The 23,533-nt window shown below is 64.4% G+C and carries 23 protein-coding genes; 19 read left to right on the forward strand and 4 right to left on the reverse strand.

Going from position 1 to position 23,533, the window contains the following annotated elements; all coding sequences use genetic code 11:
* Positions 1-162 precede the first annotated feature (162 nt).
* The 3 genes from IB258_RS15935 to IB258_RS15945 all read left to right on the forward strand — a co-directional run bounded on the left by IB258_RS15935 (position 163) and on the right by IB258_RS15945 (position 4,365).
* Positions 163-2,178: an SbcC/MukB-like Walker B domain-containing protein gene (locus IB258_RS15935; protein WP_370539837.1), complete on the forward strand. Its 2,016-nt coding sequence runs from the start codon at positions 163-165 to the stop codon at positions 2,176-2,178.
* A gap of 437 nt (positions 2,179-2,615) precedes the next feature.
* A complete protein-coding gene (locus IB258_RS30380; protein WP_225590421.1) occupies positions 2,616-3,320 on the forward strand; it encodes a Wadjet anti-phage system protein JetD domain-containing protein in 705 nt (234 codons plus the stop codon).
* 94 nt (positions 3,321-3,414) lie between these two features.
* Positions 3,415-4,365, forward strand: coding sequence for a toll/interleukin-1 receptor domain-containing protein (locus IB258_RS15945; protein ID WP_192352875.1), 951 nt, complete (start codon positions 3,415-3,417; stop codon positions 4,363-4,365).
* 420 nt (positions 4,366-4,785) lie between these two features.
* Here the strand turns inward: IB258_RS15945 and IB258_RS15950 are convergent, their stop codons facing one another.
* The gene (locus IB258_RS15950) at positions 4,786-5,709 is read right to left on the reverse strand and encodes a LysR family transcriptional regulator (protein WP_119449782.1); all 924 of its coding nucleotides are present in this window, start codon (positions 5,707-5,709) and stop codon (positions 4,786-4,788) included.
* Positions 5,710-6,025: 316 nt separating this feature from the next.
* Here IB258_RS15950 and IB258_RS15955 point away from each other — a divergent pair, with 316 nt between their 5' ends.
* From IB258_RS15955 to IB258_RS15980, 6 genes are all read left to right on the forward strand, one after another.
* Complete coding sequence (locus tag IB258_RS15955) at positions 6,026-6,712, forward strand: hydrolase (protein WP_054455784.1); 687 nt, start codon at positions 6,026-6,028, stop codon at positions 6,710-6,712.
* 130 nt (positions 6,713-6,842) lie between these two features.
* Positions 6,843-8,435: an MFS transporter gene (locus tag IB258_RS15960; protein WP_192352876.1), complete on the forward strand. Its 1,593-nt coding sequence runs from the start codon at positions 6,843-6,845 to the stop codon at positions 8,433-8,435.
* A gap of 81 nt (positions 8,436-8,516) precedes the next feature.
* Positions 8,517-9,221 (forward strand): pirin family protein, encoded by a 705-nt coding sequence (locus tag IB258_RS15965; RefSeq protein WP_119449783.1) that lies wholly within the window; start codon positions 8,517-8,519, stop codon positions 9,219-9,221.
* A 39-nt stretch (positions 9,222-9,260) separates the two neighbouring features.
* Positions 9,261-9,524, forward strand: a complete 264-nt coding sequence (locus tag IB258_RS15970) for a XapX domain-containing protein (protein ID WP_054455778.1) — start codon at positions 9,261-9,263, stop codon at positions 9,522-9,524.
* A gap of 127 nt (positions 9,525-9,651) precedes the next feature.
* Entirely contained in the window at positions 9,652-11,538 is a 1,887-nt protein-coding gene (locus tag IB258_RS15975; protein ID WP_054455776.1) for an amidohydrolase, read from the forward strand.
* Positions 11,539-11,549: 11 nt separating this feature from the next.
* Entirely contained in the window at positions 11,550-12,017 is a 468-nt protein-coding gene (locus IB258_RS15980) for a DoxX family protein (protein ID WP_054455774.1), read from the forward strand.
* Here IB258_RS15980 and IB258_RS15985 read toward each other — a convergent pair.
* Positions 12,014-12,937 carry a LysR family transcriptional regulator gene (locus tag IB258_RS15985; RefSeq protein ID WP_054455772.1) on the reverse strand — a complete coding sequence of 308 codons (924 nt, stop codon included), beginning with the start codon at positions 12,935-12,937 and terminating at the stop codon, positions 12,014-12,016. The two genes, IB258_RS15980 and IB258_RS15985, sit on opposite strands and share 4 nt — an antisense overlap.
* Before the next feature lie 165 nt (positions 12,938-13,102).
* On the opposite strand from IB258_RS15985, the gene IB258_RS15990 reads away from it, so the two are divergent.
* Both IB258_RS15990 and IB258_RS15995 read left to right on the forward strand, forming a co-directional pair.
* Positions 13,103-13,585 carry a VOC family protein gene (locus tag IB258_RS15990; RefSeq protein WP_054455770.1) on the forward strand — a complete coding sequence of 161 codons (483 nt, stop codon included), beginning with the start codon at positions 13,103-13,105 and terminating at the stop codon, positions 13,583-13,585.
* 17 nt (positions 13,586-13,602) lie between these two features.
* The gene (locus IB258_RS15995) at positions 13,603-14,277 is read left to right on the forward strand and encodes a flavin reductase family protein (RefSeq protein ID WP_192352877.1); all 675 of its coding nucleotides are present in this window, start codon (positions 13,603-13,605) and stop codon (positions 14,275-14,277) included.
* Positions 14,278-14,295: 18 nt separating this feature from the next.
* Here the strand turns inward: IB258_RS15995 and IB258_RS16000 are convergent, their stop codons facing one another.
* Positions 14,296-15,228, reverse strand: coding sequence for a LysR substrate-binding domain-containing protein (locus tag IB258_RS16000; RefSeq protein WP_082401101.1), 933 nt, complete (start codon positions 15,226-15,228; stop codon positions 14,296-14,298).
* A gap of 171 nt (positions 15,229-15,399) precedes the next feature.
* On the opposite strand from IB258_RS16000, the gene IB258_RS16005 reads away from it, so the two are divergent.
* The 6 genes from IB258_RS16005 (at position 15,400) to IB258_RS16030 (ending at position 20,651) form a co-directional block, all read left to right on the forward strand.
* Positions 15,400-16,311 (forward strand): amino acid ABC transporter substrate-binding protein, encoded by a 912-nt coding sequence (locus tag IB258_RS16005; protein WP_192352878.1) that lies wholly within the window; start codon positions 15,400-15,402, stop codon positions 16,309-16,311.
* Positions 16,312-16,404: 93 nt separating this feature from the next.
* On the forward strand, positions 16,405-17,151 hold the full coding sequence (locus IB258_RS16010) for an amino acid ABC transporter permease (RefSeq protein ID WP_054455762.1): 747 nt from the start codon (positions 16,405-16,407) through the stop codon (positions 17,149-17,151).
* A gap of 9 nt (positions 17,152-17,160) precedes the next feature.
* Positions 17,161-17,850, forward strand: coding sequence for an amino acid ABC transporter permease (locus tag IB258_RS16015; RefSeq protein WP_192352879.1), 690 nt, complete (start codon positions 17,161-17,163; stop codon positions 17,848-17,850).
* Positions 17,851-17,907: 57 nt separating this feature from the next.
* Complete coding sequence (locus IB258_RS16020) at positions 17,908-18,642, forward strand: amino acid ABC transporter ATP-binding protein (RefSeq protein WP_041652034.1); 735 nt, start codon at positions 17,908-17,910, stop codon at positions 18,640-18,642.
* Positions 18,643-18,647: 5 nt separating this feature from the next.
* Positions 18,648-19,703, forward strand: a complete 1,056-nt coding sequence (locus tag IB258_RS16025; protein WP_054455757.1) for a low specificity L-threonine aldolase — start codon at positions 18,648-18,650, stop codon at positions 19,701-19,703.
* Between the two features lie 42 nt (positions 19,704-19,745).
* Positions 19,746-20,651, forward strand: a complete 906-nt coding sequence (locus IB258_RS16030) for an EamA family transporter (protein WP_054455755.1) — start codon at positions 19,746-19,748, stop codon at positions 20,649-20,651.
* 83 nt (positions 20,652-20,734) lie between these two features.
* Here IB258_RS16030 and IB258_RS16035 read toward each other — a convergent pair whose 3' ends face one another.
* On the reverse strand, positions 20,735-21,031 hold the full coding sequence (locus IB258_RS16035; protein WP_054455753.1) for an acylphosphatase: 297 nt from the start codon (positions 21,029-21,031) through the stop codon (positions 20,735-20,737).
* Positions 21,032-21,191: 160 nt separating this feature from the next.
* Between IB258_RS16035 and IB258_RS16040 the strand changes: the two genes are divergently transcribed.
* Both IB258_RS16040 and IB258_RS16045 read left to right on the forward strand, forming a co-directional pair.
* Positions 21,192-22,088, forward strand: coding sequence for a phytanoyl-CoA dioxygenase family protein (locus tag IB258_RS16040; RefSeq protein ID WP_054455751.1), 897 nt, complete (start codon positions 21,192-21,194; stop codon positions 22,086-22,088).
* 205 nt (positions 22,089-22,293) lie between these two features.
* Positions 22,294-23,457 carry an alpha-hydroxy acid oxidase gene (locus IB258_RS16045; RefSeq protein WP_054455749.1) on the forward strand — a complete coding sequence of 388 codons (1,164 nt, stop codon included), beginning with the start codon at positions 22,294-22,296 and terminating at the stop codon, positions 23,455-23,457.
* Positions 23,458-23,533: the final 76 nt, after the last annotated feature.

A 23,533-nucleotide genomic window follows, 5' to 3' on the forward strand; every position in this document is an offset into this window, starting at 1 on the left:
AACAGCAGCACACAGCCCAAAAAGGAGCGTAAAACAGCCAAATCTGTGGCAACCCTTTCCCAATCAAATTAGGGCTGGGTCAGTTTTCGATGCAAACGCTGGGTCAGTTTTCAGTGCAAACCAACACGAATTCGGGAAAAGCTGCCCGATTCAGGTGTCCAGGTGCTGTGCGACCTAGTCGAGCCGGTCTCCGAAGAGTGGCAAGGCGCCATCGAGGCCTACATGGACGGCGCGCGCTTCAACCTCATCGTCAAGCCGGACTGGGAGGCCCGCACGATTAATTTCCTGCAGTCCTGGGATTCGCGCTCGAAGGTCGTTCAAGGGAAACGATGTCTGGACCGCGCCGACCCGTTGCGAGTACCGGGCACATCCATTATCCATGAGCTGCGCACCGACCACCCTATCGCGCAGGCTTACCTCATCGAACAGTTCGGATATGTGGTGAAAGTGGCGGACGCCGAAGAGCTGCGGCGTACCCCGCGCGGCCTGACCAAGGACGGTAAGGGGAGCGGCTCGATGACGATGTTCATCTGCGAGCGCCGAGATTTTGTGCTCGGTCGCAAGGCTCGTGAGCGGGCGTTGCAGCGCACCACTGAAATGCTAGAGGCCGCCGACAAGGGTATCAGTGAGCTGGAGCGCTCTCAGGGCACCCTGGAGAGTTTTCGGAAGTTGCTTACCGCACTGAAGGAGCCGACGTTCGATGCCCGGCCCTTGGTCCAATTCGCCAGCGACCTCGACACCACGCGTTGGTCGCTGTCGCAAATCAACTTGACCGAGGTCGAACAGCTGCAAGCGGAGCTGGACCGACTGGAAAAGGTCATTCGAGCACACGATTCGGCTATTGAGTCGGCTAAGGAGGAAGTGACGCTCGCAAAGCAGCGCATCACGGTCGCGCAAGGCGTCATCGAACGCATCAACGCAGGCCTGGATGCTCGGTTCCTGGAGCGTGAAAACCAGATTCGGCGCCTGAAGCACCTCTGCGAAGCAAACTCAGAGAAGACGTACACGGTAATGGCCCAAGAGGTCGACGACTACATCACCTCGCATACATACGAAATTCCAGCCGTTCATGCGCGGCTCAGTAACCTACGCACTCAACCCGAAAAACATCTGGGGGACGTGCGCGAAATGCTGGCCGAGTACAACGCCGCCGTTCGGGCCGAAGAACGTTTTCAGGCTGCACTGCCGCACCTGACGGATGCACGGTCCTTCGACCCCTACTACGGCCCTCTGGTCCTCCTTGGGCGTCTGGTCAGCACGCTTCACAACGAGCTGGAGAGCATCGGACTGTACAACAACCGCGCGAAGGTTGAGGAAGCGGAACGCTCCTTCCACGACGTCTTCACCAAGCAGTTCTGCGTTGAAATAAAAAGCAAGGTCGACGAAGGCGTTCGGATGTTAAGTCAGTTGAATGTCGAACTCGAAAAGCTGAAGTTCGGCACCGACCGCTTCAACATTGACTGGTCTAAGTGGGAGCCCGAGTTCCAGGAGTATTACAGCTTCTTCTCAGCCGTTGCGGAACTGGCCGACTCGCCGGAATCGGTGGACCTGTTCGGGGAGACGGAGCTTTCGCCTAAGCACATCGAGGTCCGTGACCGCCTGGTCAAGCTACTCCTGGACCAAGACCAGGACCGGGCGGGGCGCGAGCTGCTACGAATCGCTGACTACCGCAACTACCGACGCTACGAAATCTGGAACGATTCGGACAGCGGCGGCCGTATTGCCCTGTCGACGTGGGGAACGGGTTCGGGTGGTCAGTTGGAGACGCCTGCGTACATCGTTCGCGCTGCAGTTGTGACCAACCGCCTGCGCCTCTTCGAAAAAGGTGCCAGCTTGAAGTTGCTTGTCAGCGACGAGTCCTTCTCTCGCATGGACGAGTCGCGTGCACGTGCTGTCTTGCGGTATCTGCGAGATAGTATGGGCCTGCAATTGGTCAGCGCCATGCCGACCAAGCACGCTGGCGCGCTGCGCCCTGAGTTCGACCGCGAGTTCAGCTTCAGCCGCATGAACGTACCAGACAACGGTGAAATTGACTTCGTCTCCGAGTGCGACGAGCGCATCTTCAAAAAGGACCGCATGCGTGAGGTTTGGGAGGCCCAGCGTCAAGCGATTCGCGAACAAGCCAAGCTGCTCTTTGATGCGGCAGAGGCTGAAGAGTTCACAGGAGCTACGAAGTGACAGAGCAACCGCTGTGGCTTCAGTCCTCGCCAGTTCAGCAACTGCTCAACCTACTCGTGGACCGAATGGATTCGGCCGAGCAAAGGGGAAGTGCTCGTGCACGGTCAGTCGCTCTCTCGGAGCAAACTTGGCCGGCTCTCTACGAAGCTCAGCGGGAGTCGGAAAAAGAAGAGCTTTGGGGACATGCTGTCGAGTTGGCGCGTTGTGGTTGGCTCACGGTCAAGCCAACCAGCGCTATCCGCTCCCGCTCTGGCTACGCTGACTCGCCACGTGTCACGGCCGCCAACGAGGTCGAGGTGAGGCGGGCGGTTGGTCGCGCACAGCGCGTCAAATCTGCGGTTGAACGCTGGCGCGAGGCTGTCCGTGACGGGCTTCAGGGGGCCGCTGAGGTTAGGGCCGCTGTCTCCGATTTCTGCATCGACATGCCGGACCACACTATGGCAGAGGTTGTCGAACGGCTGAACAAACTCCCCGCGCTTGCCGACAAGCCGTTGCTGCTCCGCGAAGTTTCCTCACAGCTGTTCTGGGGCATGTCGAAGGTCCTGGACAAGCGGCAGGGACTCGTCGCCGCAGTCTTGGGAGTCGATGAATGCCCGTTTCCGGAATCTCCGATTCAGTTGCAGGTGTTCCTGCCGCCGGCGGACTGTCAAGGCGTGCTTTTCATCGAAAACCTCATGAGCTTCGAGCGCGCAATTCGTTCGACGAGCTCGGCGTTTGGCGGGCTCGCACTGGTCTACGCGTCAGGCTTCAAGGGAAGTGCTCAGCGGTTGCGCACACCGGATGGTTGCTCTCTTTTCTATGCGGCGCGTGGCAGCCTCAGTCAAAACCTTCGAGATGGCTTTGAGTCCTGGCTCTTTGGCAAGGATGCCCTTCAGGCTTTCTTCTGGGGTGACCTGGATTGGTCCGGCATGCGCATCCTGTCTGCTATGCGCACAAGTTTTCCCGGCCTCACGGCTTGGGAGCCGGGCTACTCTCAGATGCTGGCCGCTCTCATAGAAGGCAAGGGGCATTCGCCGGACTCTGCCGATAAACAGGGACAGAAAGTGCTGGGCACCTCCGGTTGTGCCTACGCAGATGCTCATCTGATACCCGCACTGCAATCGTACGGAAGGTTTGTCGACCAGGAGACAATCAACCTATAGGGCAGGGCCTCCCCCACGTCAACGCGGTGGGACTTATCGCTCGACTCCACGGGCTCATCTAACACAAGGTATCCATCGCTGGATTGGCAAACGTATGACAACTATCTTCTTCTCGTACAGCCACAAGGACGAGGTTTTTCGTAACGAACTCGAAGCCCACCTCGCTTTGCTTAAGCACGAGGGTCTAGTCGAAGCGTGGCATGACCGTCGCATCGTTGCCGGGGACATGGTCGACGATGCTATTTTTAGCCAACTCGAGGCGGCCGACGTTATCTTGTTGCTCGTCAGTTCGGACTTCATCAATTCTCCCTACTGCTACTCTCGAGAGATGGCGCGGGCCATGGAGCGTCATCATGCCGGGCAGGCGCGAGTTATTCCGGTCATCTTGCGCCATTGCGACTGGCACAGGGCTCCCTTTGGGCAGCTCTTGGCTGTCCCTCGAGACGGTCGGCCCATCGCCTCCTGGCCCGACCGTGATGAAGCGCTTGCCGATGTGGCAAAGCAGGTTCGTCAGGCTGTTGAGAGAAGAGGCGGGGTGGTCTCGAAGCCTGCGAAAGCCAAATTCGCAGCATCAGGGGAAGTTGTTGGCGAATCTAGCCTTCCTCGGTCGAGCAATCTACGCCTCAAGCAGGAGTTCACGGAGCAGGATGCGGACAATTTCGTGCGTTCAAGCTTCGACTACATATGTAGATTCTTCGAGGGTTCCGTCCAAGCCATTGGTGAGCGCAACCCAGACGTCTCCGGTACGTTCGACCGTATTGACTCGCGGCGCATGGCGGCCATCCTCTACCGCAGCGGGAAGAAAATTGCGGAGTGTTCGGTGCGGCTTGATTCGCTCGGGCGCAGCAATGGAGTCGCGTTCTCGTACGATTCGTCCGCCTCACATGGTTCCTACAACGAGATGCTTACTCCAGTGGCTGGTGACCAGTCGCAGCATCTCAAGGCAATGGGGATGGCTTGGGGTAGTGGTCGTGACAAGCACCTGTCCCAAGAGGGGGCCGCGGAGCTCCTATGGGAACTATTTATCAAGCAGGCGCAGTCCTAAGGTCGTTGCTAGCAAGGGCGGATGCATGCCTAACCATGCATCCGCGTAACCGCCACAAATCGACCACCTTTGCAAGGGAAAGCAGGCTAAAATCGCCCTGCAAACAGGCAGTTTTTTTGACATTGCCATTCGTAGATGGTGACCGCGTTTGCTGATGGGAGAACCTGATTTCCCAATGCTTCAGCGGTCTTTCCTGGAGCGGCAACGAGCATAAATTCTCAATTTACGCATCCTGTTGTCTCATCTTATGCGGTCACGCCGACTGTAAGGCCTTGTTTGAAAAGGACAAGGTTTCTCAGGTTATGCGTTTGCCTACACGCAGGATCTCGGCAGAGATCCTGGACGCCATAGAAAAGGGGCTGCCTTGCGCAGCCCCTTTTTCATGCGCCAGTCCGGCGCGGCCCGGACAACGCAATCCTTCTACACCTGCACATCATTCGCCCAAGGCTCGGCCGTCAAGCGCTCGGCCAGATATTCAATGAACGCCTGCACCCGGGCCGGCCGGCGGCGGCCAGGCGGGGTGACGATGTGCAGGGCGATGGGATCCACCTGCCAGTCGTCCATCACGGTTTCCAGCGCGCCCGATTGCAAATCCTTCCACGCCAGGAACTCGGGCTGCAGGGCCAGACCCATGCCCGCCTGCAGCGCCGGCGTCAGGGCTTCGGCGTTGTTCACGTTCAGGTGCACCGGCAGCGACTGCGAAAACTCGCCGTGTTTTTCATGGCGGAAGCGCCAGCTCGCGCCGTTGCGCGCATACATGTATTGCAGCGCCGTGTGCTGCGCCAGGTCCTTTGGATGCTTGGGGCGTCCCGCGCGCTTGAAGTAGCTGGGCGCGCCCACCAGCAGGATGCGCACCGAGCAGAGCCGCCGCGCCAGCAGCGTCGAGTCCACCAGGTTGGAGATGCGCAGCGCCAGGTCGAAGCGTTCCGAGACCAGGTCGGCCTGCTTGTCGCTGAATTCGATTTCCAGGGCCACGTCGGGATTGGCCTGCATGAATGGCGGCAGCATCGGCGCCAGATGCGTGACCCCAAAGGACATGGGCGCGGACAGCCTGATCTTGCCGCGCAGGCTGCTCGACTTTTCCGTCACCTCGGATTCGACGGCCTCGCCTTCCTCCAATATGCGCGCTGCGCGTTCCAGCGCCGCGTAGCCGGATTCGGTCAAGGTCATGCTGCGGGAGGTGCGATGAAACAGCGTGGTCTTCATGCGCGCTTCCAGACGGCTGATGGTCTTGGAAACCGTGGCCTGCGCCAAGCCGAACTCGGCCGCCGCCTTGGCGAACGACCCTGTATCGGCGACCTTGGCGAAGATCGCCCAACCCTCTAAATCCGGCAGCTTGCTCATCTTGTGTTCTCGGGAAATGCCCGCGCCGATGATAGCCCCTGCCTATGGCATGGACAAGAATGGTGTTGAACGCAGTGCAGCAGAGACTGTCACGCCATGGTCATCATGCAAAAAATGGAAAGGATGGAATTCCATGCTGCGGGTTCTCAGGAAAGCGGCCTCTCCCTACTATGCATACACCGACAGACGAGATGCACGGGACCTTCCAGCGGCACCCCGCCATCGTCGCAACGGGGCAGACCGGAATGGTTTGCCAGCTACACCGAATTCTTTGCTGCCGCCCTATTTGATAGTTTTCCTTAAAGAGAGATCCGCCATGTCCGCCAACAAATACCTCGAAGTCCTGACCCCGCAGAACAGCCAGATCATCTTCATCGACCAGCAGCCGCAGATGGCCTTCGGCGTGCAATCCATCGACCGCCAGACCCTGAAGAACAACGTGGTGGGCCTGGCCAAGGCCGCACGCGCCTTCAATATCCCCACCACCATCACCACCGTCGAAACCGACAGCTTCTCCGGCAATACCTACCCCGAACTGCTGGCTGTGTTCCCCGAGAACAAGATCCTGGAGCGCACCTCCATGAATTCCTGGGACGACCAGAACGTGCGCGACGCGCTGGCCGCCAATGGCCGCAAGAAGGTCATCGTCGCCGGCCTGTGGACCGAGGTCTGCAACACCACCTTCGCGCTATGCGCCATGCTGGAAGGCGAGTACGAAATCTACATGGTGGCTGATGCTTCGGGCGGCACCTCGGTGGACGCGCACAAGTACGCCATGGACCGCATGGTGCAGGCTGGCGCCGTGCCGATGACCTGGTTGCAGGTGATGCTGGAATGGCAGCGCGACTGGGCCCGCAAGGAGACCTATGACGCCGTCACCGGCATCGTCAAGGAACACTCCGGCGCCTACGGCATGGGCATCGACTACGCCGTCACGCACGTGCACAAGCTGGCAGAGCGCGTGCAGCACGGTGAACGAATCGGCCCCAACCCCGCCAAGTAAACCGCAAGCCGGATCGTCCAGACAGCGTCTGGCCGGTCCGGCGCCTTGTCTTTGAACACGGCGTTTTGAACACGGCGGGCGGCGGGACTTGCGGGTCCGAATGCCGCCTGGCGCGATCCAGGAGAGTCCCATGCCAGACCAGAAGAATCCCGCCGCGCGCGGCACTTTCGCGCCCTTGCGCCAGTCCGTATTCGCCGTGCTGTGGGCCGCGACCGTGCTGGGCAACGTGGGCAGCTTCATGCGGGACGTGGCCAGTTCCTGGCTGGTGACCGATCTGTCGGCCAGCCCGGCCGCGGTGGCGCTGATCCAGACCGCTGCGACCCTGCCCATCTTCCTGCTGGCGATTCCCGCCGGCGTGCTGTCCGACATCCTGGACCGGCGCCGCTTCCTGATCTTCGTGCAGCTGCTGCTGGCCTCTGTCAGCGGCACGCTGCTGCTCCTGTCGCATTTCGGCGCGCTGACGGTCGATTACCTGATTGCCCTGACCTTCGTCGGCGGCATCGGCGCGGCCTTGATGGGGCCGACCTGGCAATCCATCGTCCCGGAACTCGTGCCGCGCGAAGAACTCAAGGGCGCGGTGGCGCTGAACTCGCTGGGCATCAATATCGCGCGCGCCATCGGTCCGGCGGCGGGCGGCCTGATCCTCGCCAGCTTCGGCGCGGCGGTCACCTACGGGCTGGACGTGCTGAGCTACGTGTTCGTCATTGCCGCACTGCTGTGGTGGAAGCGTCCCGCGGCCGTCGATAGCTCGCTGTCGGAGAACTTCTTCGGCGCATTCCGCGCCGGCCTGCGCTACACGCGGGCCAGCAAGGAGCTGCACCGCGTGCTGCTGCGCGCCGCCGTCTTCTTCCTGTTCGCCAGCGCGGTGTGGGCCTTGCTGCCGCTGGTGGCGCGGCAGATGCTGGGCGGCTCCTCGGGCTTTTATGGCGTGTTGCTGGGCGCGGTGGGCGCAGGAGCCATCATCGGCGCCCTGTTGCTGCCCAGGCTGGGCGCCCGCCTGAATGCCGACGGGCTGGTGCTGCTGGCGTCGGTGGCCAGCGCGGCGGTCATGGCCGTGCTGGTGTTCGCGCCGCCGCAATGGCTGGCCGTGCTGATGCTGGTAGTGCTGGGCATGGGCTGGATCACCGCGCTCACCACGTTCAATGGCGTGGCCCAGGCCGTGCTGCCCAACTGGGTGCGCGGCCGCGGGCTGGCGGTGTACCTGATGGTCTTCAACGGCGCGATGGCCGCCGGCAGCCTGGGCTGGGGCCTGGTGGCGCGCGAGATCGGCGTGCCCTATGCACTGGCAGTCAGCGCTGCCGGGCTGGTCGCGGTTGCGCTGTTGTTTCACCGCGCCAGCCTGCCGGTCGGCGAGGCGGATCTGCAGGCGTCGAATCACTGGCCGGAGCCGCTGCTTGCTGAACCTGTGGCCCACGATCGCGGTCCGGTGCTGGTGCAGGTGGAGTACCGCATCCGCCAGGAAGACCGCCCTGCCTTTCTGGATGCGATGCAACGCCTGTCGCAAGAGCGACTGCGCGACGGCGCCTATGCCTGGGGCGTGGTCGAGCACACCAATGACCCGCAGCGGGTGGTCGAATGGTTCTTCGTCGAATCCTGGGCCGAACATCTGCGCCAGCATCACCGGGTGTCGCATGCCGATGCCGATCTGCAAGCGGAAGCGCTGCGCTTTCACATGGGGCCGGACAAGCCCGAAGTGCATCACTTCCTGGCCTTGAAGCGCTGACGGGCAGCATCGGGAACACGTCCATGAACCACATGAAGCATGCCGCCATGATCGGCGATAACCCGGCGACGGAGGCGCACCATGATTGAGCGCCGTCCGCTTGCGAGCCTGGGCCACGAACGCCGCGGCTGGCTCGATGCCAAGCACCACTTTTCCTTCGCGGCCTACCAGGACCCCGCACGCATGAACTGGGGCGCGCTGCGCGCTTGGAACGACGAAACCATCGCACCGGGCGCAGGGTTTCCGCCCTTGTTGCACTCGGACGTGGAAATCATCACCTGCGTGCGGGAAGGCGCGCTCACCCATGAAGACGATCTGGGCAATCGCGGCCGCACCAGCGCTGGCGAGGTGCAGGTCGTGAGCGCAGGCAGTGGCGTGACGCATGCCGAATTCAATATGGAAGGTGGTCCCGCGCATGTGTTCCAGATCTGGATCGAACCCGACCGCCGCGGCGCGCCGCCCAGCTGGGGCCGGAAGTCCTTTACCCGCGAAGCCTGCAAGGGCCAGTTCATCACGCTTGCCAGCGGTATCGACGGCGATGAAGACGCGCTGCCCATCCGCAGCGACGCGCGCGTGCTTGCGGTGGCGCTCAAAGCAGGCGAAGCCGCCACCTACCGCTTCGCGCGCGGCCGCCGCCGCGGCTATCTGGTCGCCTCCAAGGGCAGATTGCAAGTCAACGGGGTGGAGATCGGCTCAGGCGACGGCGCCGCCATCCGGGACGAAACCGATGTGCGCCTTATGGCCCTGGACGACGCCGAAGTGCTCCTGGCCGATACGCACGCATGAGCGGCGTGCTCATAACCCCTACACAACGCGAGGACGCACATGAAGATCTATCTGCTTTCCCTGGGCGCCGGACTGCTGGTCGGCGTGGTCTACAGCCTTTTGCAGGTCCGCTCGCCCGCCCCGCCGCTGGTGGCGCTGATCGGCCTGCTGGGCATATTGGTCGGTGAACAGGTCATTCCGGTGGGCAGGCAACTGCTGAACGGTACCGCCTTTGTCGCCGCCTGCGACAAGGAAAAAGCCGTCAGCCACGTGCTCGGGCAATTGCCCGGCCGCCATCAGGCCCAAGACAAGGAACACGGCTGAGCCGGTTCCCGCATCCAGGAGATATTGCATGCCTACCCGCCGCGACCTTATCGGTGTAGCTTCCGCCCTGGCGCTCAACGGTATGTTGGGACGCCCCGCCATCGCCAGTTCCAAAGGAGACCCCAACATGTCCAACGCCACGCCGGACGTCATTTTCCACAATGGCCGCATCACCACGCTGGACCGCAGCAAGCCACAGGCCAGCGCCGTCGCGATCAAGAACGGCCGTTTCGTGGCTGTTGGTTCCGATGCCGAAGTCATGGCGCTGGCCGGCGCCGGCACGCGGGTCGTCGACCTGAAGCGCCGCGCGGCCTTGCCTGGCCTGTTCGACAATCACACCCACGTGGTGCGTGGCGGCCTGAACTACAACATGGAGCTGCGCTGGGACGGCGTGCGCTCGCTGGCCGACGCCATGGCCATGTTGAAGCGCCAGGTCGCGATCACGCCCGCGCCGCAATGGGTGCGCGTGGTGGGCGGCTTCACCGAGCATCAGTTCGCCGAGAAGCGCCTGCCCACGATCGAAGAGATCAACGCCATCGCGCCCGACACTCCGGTGTTCATTCTGCACCTGTATGACCGCGCGCTGCTCAACGGCGCTGCGCTGCGCGCGGTGGGCTATACCAAGACCACGCCCAATCCGCCGGGTGGCGAGATCATGCGCGATGGCCAGGGCAATCCCACGGGGCTGCTGCTGGCCAAACCCAACGCGACCATCCTGTACGCCACGCTGGCCAAGGGTCCCAAGCTGCCCTTCGACTACCAGGTCAACTCCACGCGCCACTTCATGCGCGAGCTGAACCGGCTGGGCGTGACCGGCGTGATCGATGCGGGCGGCGGCTTCCAGAACTATCCGGACGACTACGCCGTGATCCAGAAGCTGGCCGACGAGAATCAGATGACGGTGCGTTTGGCCTATAACCTCTTCACGCAAAAGCCCAAGCAGGAAAAGGAGGACTTTCTTAACTGGACGTCGAGCGTGAAGTACAAGCAGGGCAGCGACTACTTCCGCCACAACGGCGCGGGCGAAATGCTGGTGTTCTCGGCAGCCGACTTCGAGGACTTTCGCGTCGAGCGTCCGGACATGCCGCCCGAGATGGAAGGCGAACTGGAAGAGGTCGTGCGCGTGCTGGTGCAGAACAAGTGGCCATGGCGCTTGCACGCCACCTACGACGAGACCATCTCGCGCGCGCTGGACGTGTTCGAGAAAGTGCATCGCGATACGCCGCTGACCGGGCTGAACTGGTTCTTCGACCACGCCGAAACCATCTCCGACAAATCGATCGACCGCATCGCGGCGCTGGGCGGCGGCATTGCCGTGCAGCACCGCATGGCCTACCAGGGCGAGTACTTCATCGAACGCTACGGCGCAAAGGCCGCCGAAGCCACGCCGCCTGTCGCCAAGATCCTGCAGCGTGGCGTGAAGGTCTCGGCCGGCACCGATGCGACCCGCGTCGCGTCCTACAACCCCTGGGTGTCCTTGTCCTGGATGGTCACCGGCAAGACCGTGGGCGGCACCCGCCTCTACCCTGCGCGCAACTGCCTGGACCGCGAGACCGCGCTGCGCATGTGGACCGAGAACGTGGCCTGGTTCTCCAACGAGGAAGGCAAGCGCGGCCGCATCGAACCCGGCCAGTTGGCCGACTTCATCGTGCCGGACAAGGACTACTTCAGCTGCACCGAGGACGAGATCTCCTTCCTGACCTCGGACCTGACCGTGGTGGGCGGGCGCGTGGTCTACGGCGCGGGAGAGTTCGCGCCGCTGGACGACAACCCGCTGCCGCCCGCCATGCCCGACTGGTCGCCTACCCGGCTGTTCGGCGGCTATGGCGCCTGGGGCGATCCTGACGGCGCCGGCCGTAATTCGCTGGGCTACCGCAACATGGCGGCCTGCGCGTGCGCCAGCTCTTGCGGCCTGCATGGACACGACCATGCCCGCGCATGGGCATCCAATGCGCCCAGCTCCGATCTGCAGGGCTTCTTCGGCGCGCTGGGCTGCTCCTGCTGGGCTGTCTGAGGAGGTTGGCCATGAACGCTGCTTTCCAATGGGAACGTCGGCTGGCCGGCTTGGCCCGCCCGCTGTTCGGCGCCTCGGCGCTGCGGTTCCTGGCCTATCTGGGGCTATGCGCCGCCTACCTGCAGGGCGGGCTGGTGAAGCTCTTCGATTTTCCGGGGGCGCTGCGCGAAATGGCGCATTTCGGGCTGTCGCCTGAGCCTTTGTTCGCGGTGCTGGTGATTGCGCTGGAACTGGTCGCTTCGCTCATGATCCTGACGGGCCGGTTGCGATGGCTGGGTGCGCTGGCACTGGCCGCCTTCACACTGGTGGCGACCGGGATCGCGCTGAGATTCTGGGAGATGCCGGTGGGGCAGGAACGCTTCATGGCGGCCAACTCGTTCTTTGAACACCTGGGGTTGGCCGGCGGGTTGTTGCTGGTGGCGTGGCTGGATTTGCGGGAATCGAAGCCCGCCAGCGCCCGGAGCCTGAGCGGCTGCTAAGCGGCGGCCGCCGCATCCGGCGGCGTGCCGCAAACCTGCTTGATCGTCTGCCTTAGCCAGCGGTGGGCGGGGTCGCTGTCCAGCCGCGGCGGCCAGGCCTGCACCACGGTGACCGGGCGCATGGGCACCGGCACCTCGAAGGCGCTCAGCTTCAGGCCCAGGCGTTCGACGCCGGGCATCAGGTTCTGGGGCATGGACGGCAGCACCAGGTCGGAATCGGCCAGCGCGAAGATCGCGGCGTGGAAGGTGGGCGTGATCAGCGTGACGTGGCGCGCCAGTCCCAGTTCTTCCAGGGTGTCGTCTATCGGTCCGTGCGCACGTCCCCGGCGCGAGACGCTGACGTGGTCGTAGGCGCAGAAGCGCTGCGGGGTGATGGGCGCCTTGAAGATCGGGTGTTCCTTGCGCGCCAGTCCGCAGAAGGCGGTGGTGAACAGGGTCTGCACCTTGATGTCGGCGCCGAACTTCTGGGAAGAACCGATATAGAGGTCGGCATCGCCGCTGAGCGCGTCGGCGTCGTGATTGCCTTCGGAGACGAAGCGCAGCACGGCGCGGGGCGCGTAGCGGCGCAGGTGCTCGCGCAGCCGGCCGCCGTAGCCGCCCACGAACACATCGTTGGCGCGCAAGGTAAAGACGCGCGTCAGGGTCGCCAGATTGACGTCCTCGCCGAAGGCCGTGAAGACGGCCTGCGCCTGTTCGATCACATGGCGCACCTGCGCGTGCAGGGCCAGCGCCCGAGGCGTGGGCGCGAGGCCGCGGCCGGAGCGTACCAGCACGGGGTCGCCGACGGCTTCGCGGATGCGCGCCAGGCTGCGGCTCATGGCGGGAGTGCTCAGGTTCAGCCGGCGCGCCGCGCCGACGACGCTGCCTTCCTGGATCAGAACGTCCAGGGTCAATAGCAGATTCAGGTCTAGCGGTTTCATGTGACCAAGCATAGCGCGGCGGGCAAACCGGGCGGGCGTTTCAGGGTTGCGTCTGCTGCACTTCTGGATTGCGCCAGACGGCATTCCCCGGCATCTCGTCCGGGACCAACATTCGAGCCGTGGCCGCGCGTGGGCGCAGGCCGTATGAGAAACGAGGAGAGACAAATGGCGCTGGAAGTTCTGGAACTGCATCATCACGCCGTGCGCATGTCGCTGGACAAGGTCGCGGCCATGGGCGCGTTCTACGGAGACGTGCTGGGACTGGACACGGACCGTGGCCGCTGGGAGATTCCGGGCATCGCCGGGTACTTCCTGGACATGGGCAACGACTGCCAGATCCACCTGCTGGGCAGCGACGGCCCCTCGCCCTATTCCCAAGGTCCGGGCTGTGATCCTGTGGAAAACCACGTGGCGCTGGCCGTGCGCGATATCGCGGCGGCCGAGACGGAACTGCAGCGCCTTGCGGTGGACTATTGGAAGCTGGACAACGTGGCCGCGCCCGAGCTCATGCAGCTGTTCCTGCGCGACCCGGTGGGCAACCTGATCGAGCTGCACCAGATCGGCCGCTGCCGCTGCAAGCGCAGCGACCGCGCCTTTGCCGACGCGAAGGCCGCGCAAGGCGCTGCGCCGTCGCAGGGCCGGGACTGAGGGGCTGGGGATAAGCCATGTTCATCGATCTGAATGACCTGGCGGGCCCGGCGCGCTACAAGCTGCTGACCGCGGCGATCGTGCCGCGGCCCATCGCCTGGATCGTGTCGCGCGACGCCGCAGGGACGACGAACGTGGCGCCGTTCTCGTTTTTTAACCTGATGTCGGGCGATCCGCCGCTGATCTGCGTCGGCATCGGCGTGCGCGGCGACGCGCCCAAGGACACCGCGCGCAACATCGCCGAACGCGGCGAGTTCACCGTGAGTCTGGTATCCGCCCCGCAGGCTGGCCGGATGAACGTGACGGCGGTGGATTTTCCGGCGGACGTGGACGAGTCCCGGGAGGCTGGCCTGCAGCTGTCGCCGTCGCGGCGCATCGAAGTGCCCTGGGTGGCGCAGTCGCCCGTGGCGTTCGAGTGCCGCGTGCATGAACTGATGCGCATCGACCGCCGCAGCCTGATCGTGGCGCAAGTCGCGGCCATGCACGTGCGCGATGACGTGGTGGCGGACCGGGAGCATCTGTATCTGGATGGCCCCGCGATGGACCTGCTGGCGCGGCTGCATAACCCCGGCTGGTATTGCCGGCCGCAGGCGGCTTTCCAGATGCCGCAGTTGACGCTGGCGCAGTGGGAGGCGCTGAAGCAGTCGGGCGAGGCCCAACGCTATCTGGAGCAAGGGGCCGCAGAGCGCTGATGGCACCAGCGCGCGGCGTCACCGCCCCGGCCGCGCCTTCAGATCCCCCATCTCTTCCTGCATGAGCTGGTGCGCATAACGTGAAAACACGCTGACCAGCCGTGTGCGCGTATGGTACGGCGGGTACAGCAGCGCCACCGTCACCGGCACGGCGGGGCTGAAGGGGCGGATTTCGACGTTGTGGGCGGCGTATTCCTCGCGCGCGGCCAGCGGGTTGATGAGCGCCACGCCCAATCCTGCGCCGACCAGGGCGCAGATCGACGAACCCAGGCCGGCCTCGGCGACGGTCTGGCGTTCGACCTTGGCTGTCCTGAACACGGCGTCGATTTTCTCGCGCAGCGGCGTGCCGCTGGTGAAGGCCACGAAAGGCTCGCCGGCGAAGTCCGCGGGCTTGAGCTTTTTCAGCTTGGTCAGGCGATGGCCCTTGGGTACCACCGCGACGCAGCTCATGGTCAATACCGGTTCGACCTGGATGCCGGGGGAATCTCCCGACAGCATGGCCAGGCCCGTGTCGCAGAACCCCGAACTGATCCAGTTGTGCACCGTGCTGGCGTTGCCGGAATGGATGGACACCATCACGTCCGGGTATTCCGTCTTGAAGGCCGCGACGATGCGCGCCAGCAGCCCGCCTGCCAGCCGCGGCATGGCGGCCACGCTCAGGCGGCTGGCGCTGAACGAGCGGATGCTGGCCGCCGCCGATTCCAGGCCGGCCAGGCCGATGAAGGTCTTTTCCACTTCCTGGAAGAAGCGCGACCCGTCCTGCGTCGGGGTCAGGCGGCTGCCATTGCGGTCGAACAAGGCGAACTGGGTAATGGCTTCCAATTGCGCAATTAAGCGGCTAACGTGCGGCTGCGAGGTGTGCACGCGCCGTGCGGCGGCGGTCATGGAGCCGGTCATCATCACGGCGCGGAACGCCTCGATGTGTCTCAAGCCCATCCGTGGAATGGCCATGTCAAATCCGTATAGAGGAATACTCGATTGGAACTGGATAAAACCATACCGCTAGTTGATACTTTTCGCCAGCCGCGGGGCTCATCGCGGGACGAGGCGGCTGTCAGCCTGGCTGGCGCCGTCGATCGTGAACATAAACATGCGCCGCTCGAACGGCGCCAAGGGAATCAGATGAAAGCACTTGCTGCGATCTCCGTCGCCGCGGCCTTCCTGGGCAGCGCCGCAACCGCCCACGCCGAAGGCCCCAGCCGCCTGGACAAGATCAAGGAAACCGGCGTGATCACGCTGGGCCATCCGGAGACCTCGGTCCCATTCGCCTATCTGGACGGCAACCAGAAGCCGATCGGTTACACAGTGGAGATCTGCCAGGAAGTCGCCCAGTACGTGAAGGCCGCCCTGAAGCTGCCCAAGCTGGAAGTGCGCTACAACCCGACGACTTCCGCCACGCGCATTCCGTTGCTGGCCAATGGCACCATCGACCTGGAATGCGGCAACACCACCAATAACATCGAACGCCATAAGCTGGTGTCGTTCGCGCCTACGACCTTCGTGGCGCAGGTGGTGCTGGTGGCGCGCAAGGACGGCGGCGTGGATCCCAACAACCTGGAATCCTTCCGCGGTAAATCCATTGCTGCGCAGGCCGGCGGCCAGACCTTCCGGCTGATCTCGCAGCTGAACGCCAAGGGCAACCTGGGTATCACCATGGCGCCGACTAAGGACACCGCCGAAACCATTTTGATGGTGGAATCGGGCCGCGCCGCGGGCTCGGCCAACGACGACGGCATCGCTTATGGCGCGGTGGCTTCATCGAAGAATCCCGACGCCTTCGTGATCGGCACCAAGGGCCTGGAAATGGCGCCCTACGGCATCATGGAACCCAAGGATGACCCGGCCTTCAAGAAGGTGGTGGACGATGCCGTGCGCGACCTGATCAAGACGGGCAAGGTGGCCGCGATCTACGACAAGTATTTCAATGCGCCGATCCCGCCCAAGCAGATCAACCTGAAGTACCCGATGAGCGATGCGCTCAAGCGCGCGCTGGCCAATCCGACCGATTCCGGCGATCCCAAGGCGTACGAGTAAGCAGGCTGTGCGCGGGACGCCTGGCGTCCCGCGGCTTGCTAGCAAGGACGCCGGCCGCCAGGCGCGGCGGGCATCGCCATCAAGGGACGGGGCATGAATTACAACTGGAGCTGGAGCGTCTTCCTGGATATGTCGCCGGACGGCGTGCATACCTTTCTGGAGACGATCTTCATCGGCGTGGGCTGGACCTTGGCGCTGGCCCTGACGGCGTGGGTGTTCTCGCTATTGCTGGGATCAGTGCTGGGCGTGATGCGCACCGCCAGCTCCCGCCTGATGAATGCGCTGGGCGCGACCTATGTGGAGGTGTTCCGCAACATCCCGCTGCTGGTGCAGATGTTCCTGTGGTACTTCGTGTTGCCCGAATTGCTGCCGCATGCCTGGGGCCTGGCCATGAAGCAGATGCCGCAACCCTGGGGCCAGTTCGTTCCCGCGGTGCTGTGCCTGGGGTTCTATGGATCGGCGCGCGTGGCCGAGCAACTGCGCGCGGGCATACAGTCGCTGCCGCGCGGCCAGTTCCAGGCGGGCACGGCGCTGGGCCTGACCGAGGCGCAGGTGTACCGCTACATCATCCTGCCGGAAGCCTTCCGCATCGTGCTGCCACCCCTGACCTCCGAGTTCATGGGCACCATCAAGTATTCGTCGGTGGCGCTGACGATAGGGCTCTTGGAGCTGACCGGCCAGGCGCGCTCGATGGCGGAATTCAGCTTCCACATCTTCGAGGCGTTTTCCGCCGCCACGGTGATCTACCTGATCATCAACGGCGTGGTGGTGCTGGGCATGCGCCTGCTCGAACGCCATGTTGCGGTGCCCGGACTGATCGGTTCGGCGAAAAGGCCCTAGGACGACACCATGGGCAAATTCGATTTCGACGTGATCTGGGCGGCGCTGCCCTATCTGTTCAAGACGGGCATGACCTTCACGCTCACGCTGACCGCGCTGGCGGGCGTGATGGGCCTGGCGCTGGGCACGCTGTTGGCCATGATGCGGCTGTCGCGCTTCAAGATCCTGTCGGTGCCGGCGGGCATCTACGTGAACGTGATGCGCTCGGTCCCGCTTCTGCTGGTGATCTTCTGGTTCTACTTCCTGATGCCCTACATTGCCGCCTGGGTGGTGGGGTCGCCCACGCCGCTGCGCGTGGGGGCGTTCAATTCGGCGGTGATCACCTTCACCTTGTTCGAGGCCGCGTACTTCTGCGAAATCATGCGCGCGGGCATCCAGTCCATCGCGCGCGGCCAGGTGTCGGCCAGCATGGCGCTGGGGCTGAACCACTGGCAGGGCATGCGCTACGTGGTGTTGCCGCAGGCGTTCCGCAACATGCTGCCCGCGCTTTTGACCCGCATCATCATCCTGTTCCAGGACACCTCGCTGGTGTATGTCCTGTCTCTCACCGACTTCCTCGGCGCGGCGGCCAAGATCGGTCAGCGCGACGGCCGTCTGGTGGAGCTCTATCTATTCGTGGCGGTGGTGTATTTCGTGATCTGCTTCACGGCGTCCCGCCTGGTCAAGTTGCTGGAAAAGCGCACGCGGGTGCTGCGCTAGCGCAGCGCTTCCAGTTATCCACAGGTTTCAACAATGCAACTCTCTTCCAAGCCCCCGATGATAGCGATCAAGCAGGTCAGCAAGTGGTATGGCGACTTCCAGGTGCTGGACGATTGCTCGACCACCGTGGGCCGCGGCGAAGTCGTGGTGGTGTGCGGGCCGTCGGGTTCGGGCAAGTCCACGCTGATCAAGACCGTGAACGCGCTGGAGCCCTTCCAGAAGGGCGAGATCCAGGTCAACGGCATTTCGGTGGGCGATCCGCGTACCAACCTGCCCAAGCTGCGCGCGGTGGCCGGCATGGTGTTCCAGCATTTCGAGCTGTTCCCGCACCTGTCGGTGACGGAGAACCTGTGCCTGGGCCAGCTCAAGGTGCTCAAGCGCGGCAAGGACGAAGCCCGCCAGCGCGCGCTGGCCCTGCTGGAGCGCGTGGGCCTGTCGGCGCACAAGGACAAGCACCCCGGCGAGCTGTCGGGCGGCCAGCAGCAGCGCGTGGCGATCGCGCGCGCGCTGTCGATGGACCCGGTGGTGATGCTGTTCGACGAGCCGACTTCGGCGCTGGATCCGGAGATGGTCAACGAAGTGCTGGACGTGATGACCGACCTGGCCGCCGAAGGCATGACGATGATGGTGGTGACCCACGAAATGGGATTCGCCCGCCGCGTCGCCGACCGTGTGATCTTCATGGACGGCGGCAAGATCGTGGAAGACTGCGACAAGGAGCAGTTCTTCGGCGATGTAGAGGAGCGTGCGCCGCGCACGCGCCAGTTTCTTTCCAAAATCCTGCAGCACTGACAGCCATGACCCAGACCTCCTCCGCCGCCGCCCGCGCACCCGTCGACCTGCGCAGCGACACGGTCACCCATCCCACCGCGGCCATGTATGAACGCATGCGCACCGCACCCATCGGCGATGACGGCCTGGATGGCGACCCTACCGTGCGCGAGCTCGAGGCGTATGTGGCCGCGCAGTTGGGCAAAGAAGGCGGGCTGTTCGTGCCCAGCTGCACCATGGCCAACCTGCTGGCGGTGCTGGCGCAGACGCAGCGCAATGAGCAGGTGGTGCTGGAGTCGGCCGCCCACATGTACACGTCCGAACGCGGCGCGGCCACGTTCACCGGCTCGTTCTACCTGGGTCTGCCCGGTTCTGATGGCGCCATGGACCTGAACCGCCTGGAGGACGCTTTGCTGGCTGGCGGCCACCGGTTGAAGACGGCGCTGGTGACGATGGAGACCTCGCACAACAATGCGGCCGGCGCGGTGCTGCCGCTTGATCACATGCAGGCGGTCCATGGCCTGGCGCGTGCCGCAGGCGTGCCGGTGCACCTGGATGGCGCGCGGCTTTACAACGCGGCCGTGGCCCTGGGCGTGGCGGCGGGCGAGATCGCCTGCCATGCCGATACCGTGTCCCTGTGCCTGTCCAAGGGACTGAGCGCGCCGGTGGGCGCTGTGTTGGCCGGCAGCCAGTCGGTCATGGCCCGCGCGCGCGTGCTGCGCCGCATGCTGGGCGGCACGCAGCGCCAGTCGGGCATCATGGCCGCGGCCGGCCTGGAAGGCGTTCAGACCATGACCGGGCGGCTGGCGGAGGACCACGTCCGCGCCCGCCGCCTGAGCGCGGGCGTGAACCGCCTGGGACCGGCTCTTTCGGCCACCGAACCGCAGACCAACATCGTGCAGGTGGAAACCGCCGACACGGGCAGGAGCAACACGGAGTGGGTGGCTGCCCTGCAGGCGGCGGGCTTGCTGGTGCGTCCTTGGGGCCGCACGCGGCTGCGCTGCGTGACTCATCGCCACATCGGCGACGCCGACATCGACGCGGCTGTGCAGGCCTTCGAAACGGTGCTGAACGCAGGCTGATCTGCTCCGTTCAGCAGCGGTGTCGCGATGCGATAATGCCGCATGACCACGACCCATCTTTCCCGAAAAGACTATTTCTGCGCACTGGCGGTCGTGGTCATCTGGGGCACCAACTTCGTCGCCATGAAAGTCGGCATGCGGGGCCTCTCCCCCATGCTGCTGGGCGCCCTGAGATTCGCGCTGGCGGCCTTTCCCCTGATTCTCTTTGTGCGTGCGCCCAGGCTGCCGTGGCGCTGGGTCGCGGCGTATGGATTGGTCCAGGGCCTGGGCCAGTTCGGACTGCTGTTCACCGCCTTGAAGTTCGGCATGCCGGCCGGCATGGCTTCGCTGGTGATCCAGACGCAGGCCTTCTTCACGCTGCTGCTGGCCGCGCCCATCCTGCATGAGCGCGCGCAGCGCCACCACTGGATCGGGCTGGGCGTGGCGGCGCTGGGGCTGGCGGTCATCGCCGGCGGCCGCGGCGAAGGGCCGGGCCAGATGACCATGGCGGGCTTCGTGCTGACGCTGGGCGGCGCGTTCATGTGGGCCGTGTCCAACATCATCGTGCGCCTGGCCAGCCGCAAGTCGCCCGGCTACGACCCGTTTGCCTTCATCGCCTGGAGCAGCGCCGCGCCGGTGCTGCCTTTCCTGCTGCTGGCGGTGCTGATCGACGGCTGGCAGCCGGTGGTCGGCATGATCGTGAACATAGGCTGGGGAGAGATCCTGTCGGTGTTGTACCTGGCGGTGCTGGCCACTTTGGTGGCCTACACGTTGTGGACGCAGTTGCTCACGCGCCACGCCGCCGCCAAGATCGCACCGTTCTCGCTGCTGGTGCCCGTGGTGGGGCTATGGGCCGCTTCCGTGGCCTTCGGCGAACGCCTGGAGACGCTGCAATGGGTAGGCGTGGCCTGCGTGCTGGCCGGCCTGCTCTTCAACCAGCTGGGCGGGCGCTGGCTGCGCACGCGCTGAGCCTTCCGGCAGGCGCTTTTTTCCCTTTCGCGTCCGTATCGGCCGACCAGACTAGCCCATAACGGCGAGCAGAGGCGACGGCCTCACAGCTGCTCGAAACGGATGTAACGCTTATCGGTGTACTCCCGGCGGGTGGTGATTTCCTGCACGCTGGCGCCCGGGGGGCCGCGCCGCAGCCATTCCAGCATGTGGTCGACCTGGTCGGCGGTGCCTTGCACCATGGCTTCGACCGTGCCGTTCGGCAGGTTCTGCACCCAGCCCTTGGCGCCCAGCATGTGGGCGCGCCGGACCGTGGCGTGGCGGTAGCCCACGCCCTGCACGGTGCCGGTGATCGTGACGTGCACGGTCTCGATATGGGTATCGGCTTTAGGGTCTTGCATCGATTCTCTCTTGGATGAGGCGCCGCGCTCGGCGATGTACGTAGACGTTAGTGACTACGGCGGATGATCTATAGGCCGGGGGGACGCCTGGCGATACGTTAGAGCTCATGTCAAAACGTGCCAGCGGGAACACCCGTTACCAGAGCTTGGAGAAGCCATTATGGAAGAGACCAGTTTGTTGTCGGAAGCTGAGACAGCGCGCTACAGGGAACAGGGTTACCTGGCCCTGAAGGACATGTGCCCGCAGGACGAGGTGGGTTACATCCGCAGGACGCTGCTCGACCTGTTCGCGAACAAGACCGGCTACAACGAGGGTGCGCAGTATGACTTTGTGAGCCGTGACGACCCGTCCAAACCCGCCAAGTTTCCCAGCCTGCACGATCCACGCCATTATGCCCCGGGCCTCTTGAAGACCGAGTACCACGAGCGCACCCTGGAGCTGGCGCGCCAGCTGCTGGGCCCCGAGGCCGCCCTGTATGGCGAGCACGCCCTGCTCAAGCCTGGGCCGCACGGACCGGAAACGCCGTGGCACCAGGACGAGGCTTTCCGCTCGCCGGACTTCATCTACAACGAACTCAGCATCTGGCTGGCGCTGCAGCCGGCCACCACGGAAAACGGCTGCATGCAGTTCATTCCGGGTTCCAACAAATGGGATGTGCTGGAGCACCGTTCGCCGGGCGGCGACAAGACTCTGCATCCGCTGGAATGCTGCGGCGATTTTCCGCGCGACCAGGCGGTGCCGGAGCCCCTGGACCCGGGCGGCATCACGGTGCACGACGCCCGCACGCTGCACTTCACCGGGCCGAATACCTCGCAGGCGCCGCGGCTGGCTTACATCCTGATCTACAACACGCCGCCGGTCTACAAGCCGGGCCGCCGCGAGTTCCCGTGGCTGGAGGGCCGCTGGACCGACAGCCAGACCCGCAAGAAGCAGTGGCACAAGCGCGGCGGGCTGGCCGTGGACGTGATGCGCCGTCTGCCCGGCGCGCGGCTGACCAGCCCACGCTGGGTGGCCTGGGCCACGATCCGGGCCGTGTCCAAAGTCTGGCCGCGATAACGGGGGCGCAGGGGCCGCAAGAGTCCCTGCGATAAGGGGGGCGAACGAGGCCGGCAAGCAACGCTTGCCGGCCTCGGCGCGTATACTGGGCGGCGTTGCGAGGCCTGGGAGGCCCGCGCAATCGCTGGAGCTGCCCGCAGCTGGCGGCCCGGCGTCCAAGAATAACTAGCCGCAGCTGGCGCCCCAACACTCCATAGACCACTCCATGACCGCTAACCTTTCTACGATCACCTGCATCGAAGATCTGCGCGCCATCGCGCAGAAGCGCGTGCCGCGCATGTTCTACGACTACGCGGATTCCGGCGCCTGGACCGAAGGCACCTACCGTGCCAACGAAAGCGATTTCCAGAAGATCAAGCTGCGCCAGCGCGTGGCGGTGAACATGGAAGGCCGGTCGCTGCGCACCACCATGGTGGGCCACGACGTGACCATGCCGCTGGCGATCTCGCCCACGGGCCTGACCGGCATGCAGCATGCGGACGGCGAAATCCTGGCGGCCAAGGCGGCGGCGGACTTCGGCGTGCCCTTCACGCTGTCCACCATGAGCATCTGTTCGCTGGAAGACGTGGCCGCGGCCACCAAGAAACCCTTCTGGTTCCAGCTCTATGTGATGCGCGACCGCGAGTTCGTCGCCAACCTGATCGACCGCGCCAAGGCCGCCGGCTGCTCGGCGCTGGTGCTGACGCTGGACCTGCAGATCCTGGGCCAGCGCCACAAGGACATCAAGAACGGCCTGTCCACTCCGCCCAAGCCCACCCTGCGCAATCTCATCAACCTGGCCACCAAGCCGCGCTGGTGCATGGGCATGCTGGGCACCAAGCGCCGCACCTTCGGCAACATCGTCGGCCACGCCAAGGGCGTGAGCGACCTGTCCTCGCTGTCGGCATGGACGGCCGAACAATTCGACCCGCGCCTGAGCTGGGACGACGTCGAATGGATCAAGCAGCGTTGGGGCGGCAAGCTCATCATCAAGGGCATCCTGGATGTCGAGGACGCGCAGCTGGCCGCCAATAGCGGCGCCGACGCGCTCATCGTCAGCAACCACGGCGGGCGCCAGCTTGACGGCGCCATGTCGTCCATCGCCGCCCTGCCTTCGATCGCCGACGCCGTGGGTTCGAAGATCGAAGTGTGGATGGACGGCGGCGTGCGTTCCGGCCAGGACATCCTGAAGGCCGTGGCGCTGGGCGCGCGCGGCGCCATGATCGGCCGCGCCTTCCTTTACGGCCTGGGGGCCTATGGCCAGGCCGGCGTGACCCGCGTGCTGGAGATCCTGTACAAGGAAATGGATACGACGATGGCGCTGTGCGGCCGTCGCTCGATCGAGCCCGGCGACCGCAGCATCCTGCTGCCCGGAACCTACCCGAACTGAACGGTTCGGCGGCCCATGAGAAAAAGCCTGGATACGGTAGCGTGCCAGGCTTTTTTCGTTGGCGCGCCGGTTGGCG

Origin of the sequence: Achromobacter sp. ACM02, assembly GCF_014851605.1 — a bacterium.
GTDB classification, from domain to species: Bacteria; Pseudomonadota; Gammaproteobacteria; order Burkholderiales; family Burkholderiaceae_B; genus Achromobacter; species Achromobacter aegrifaciens.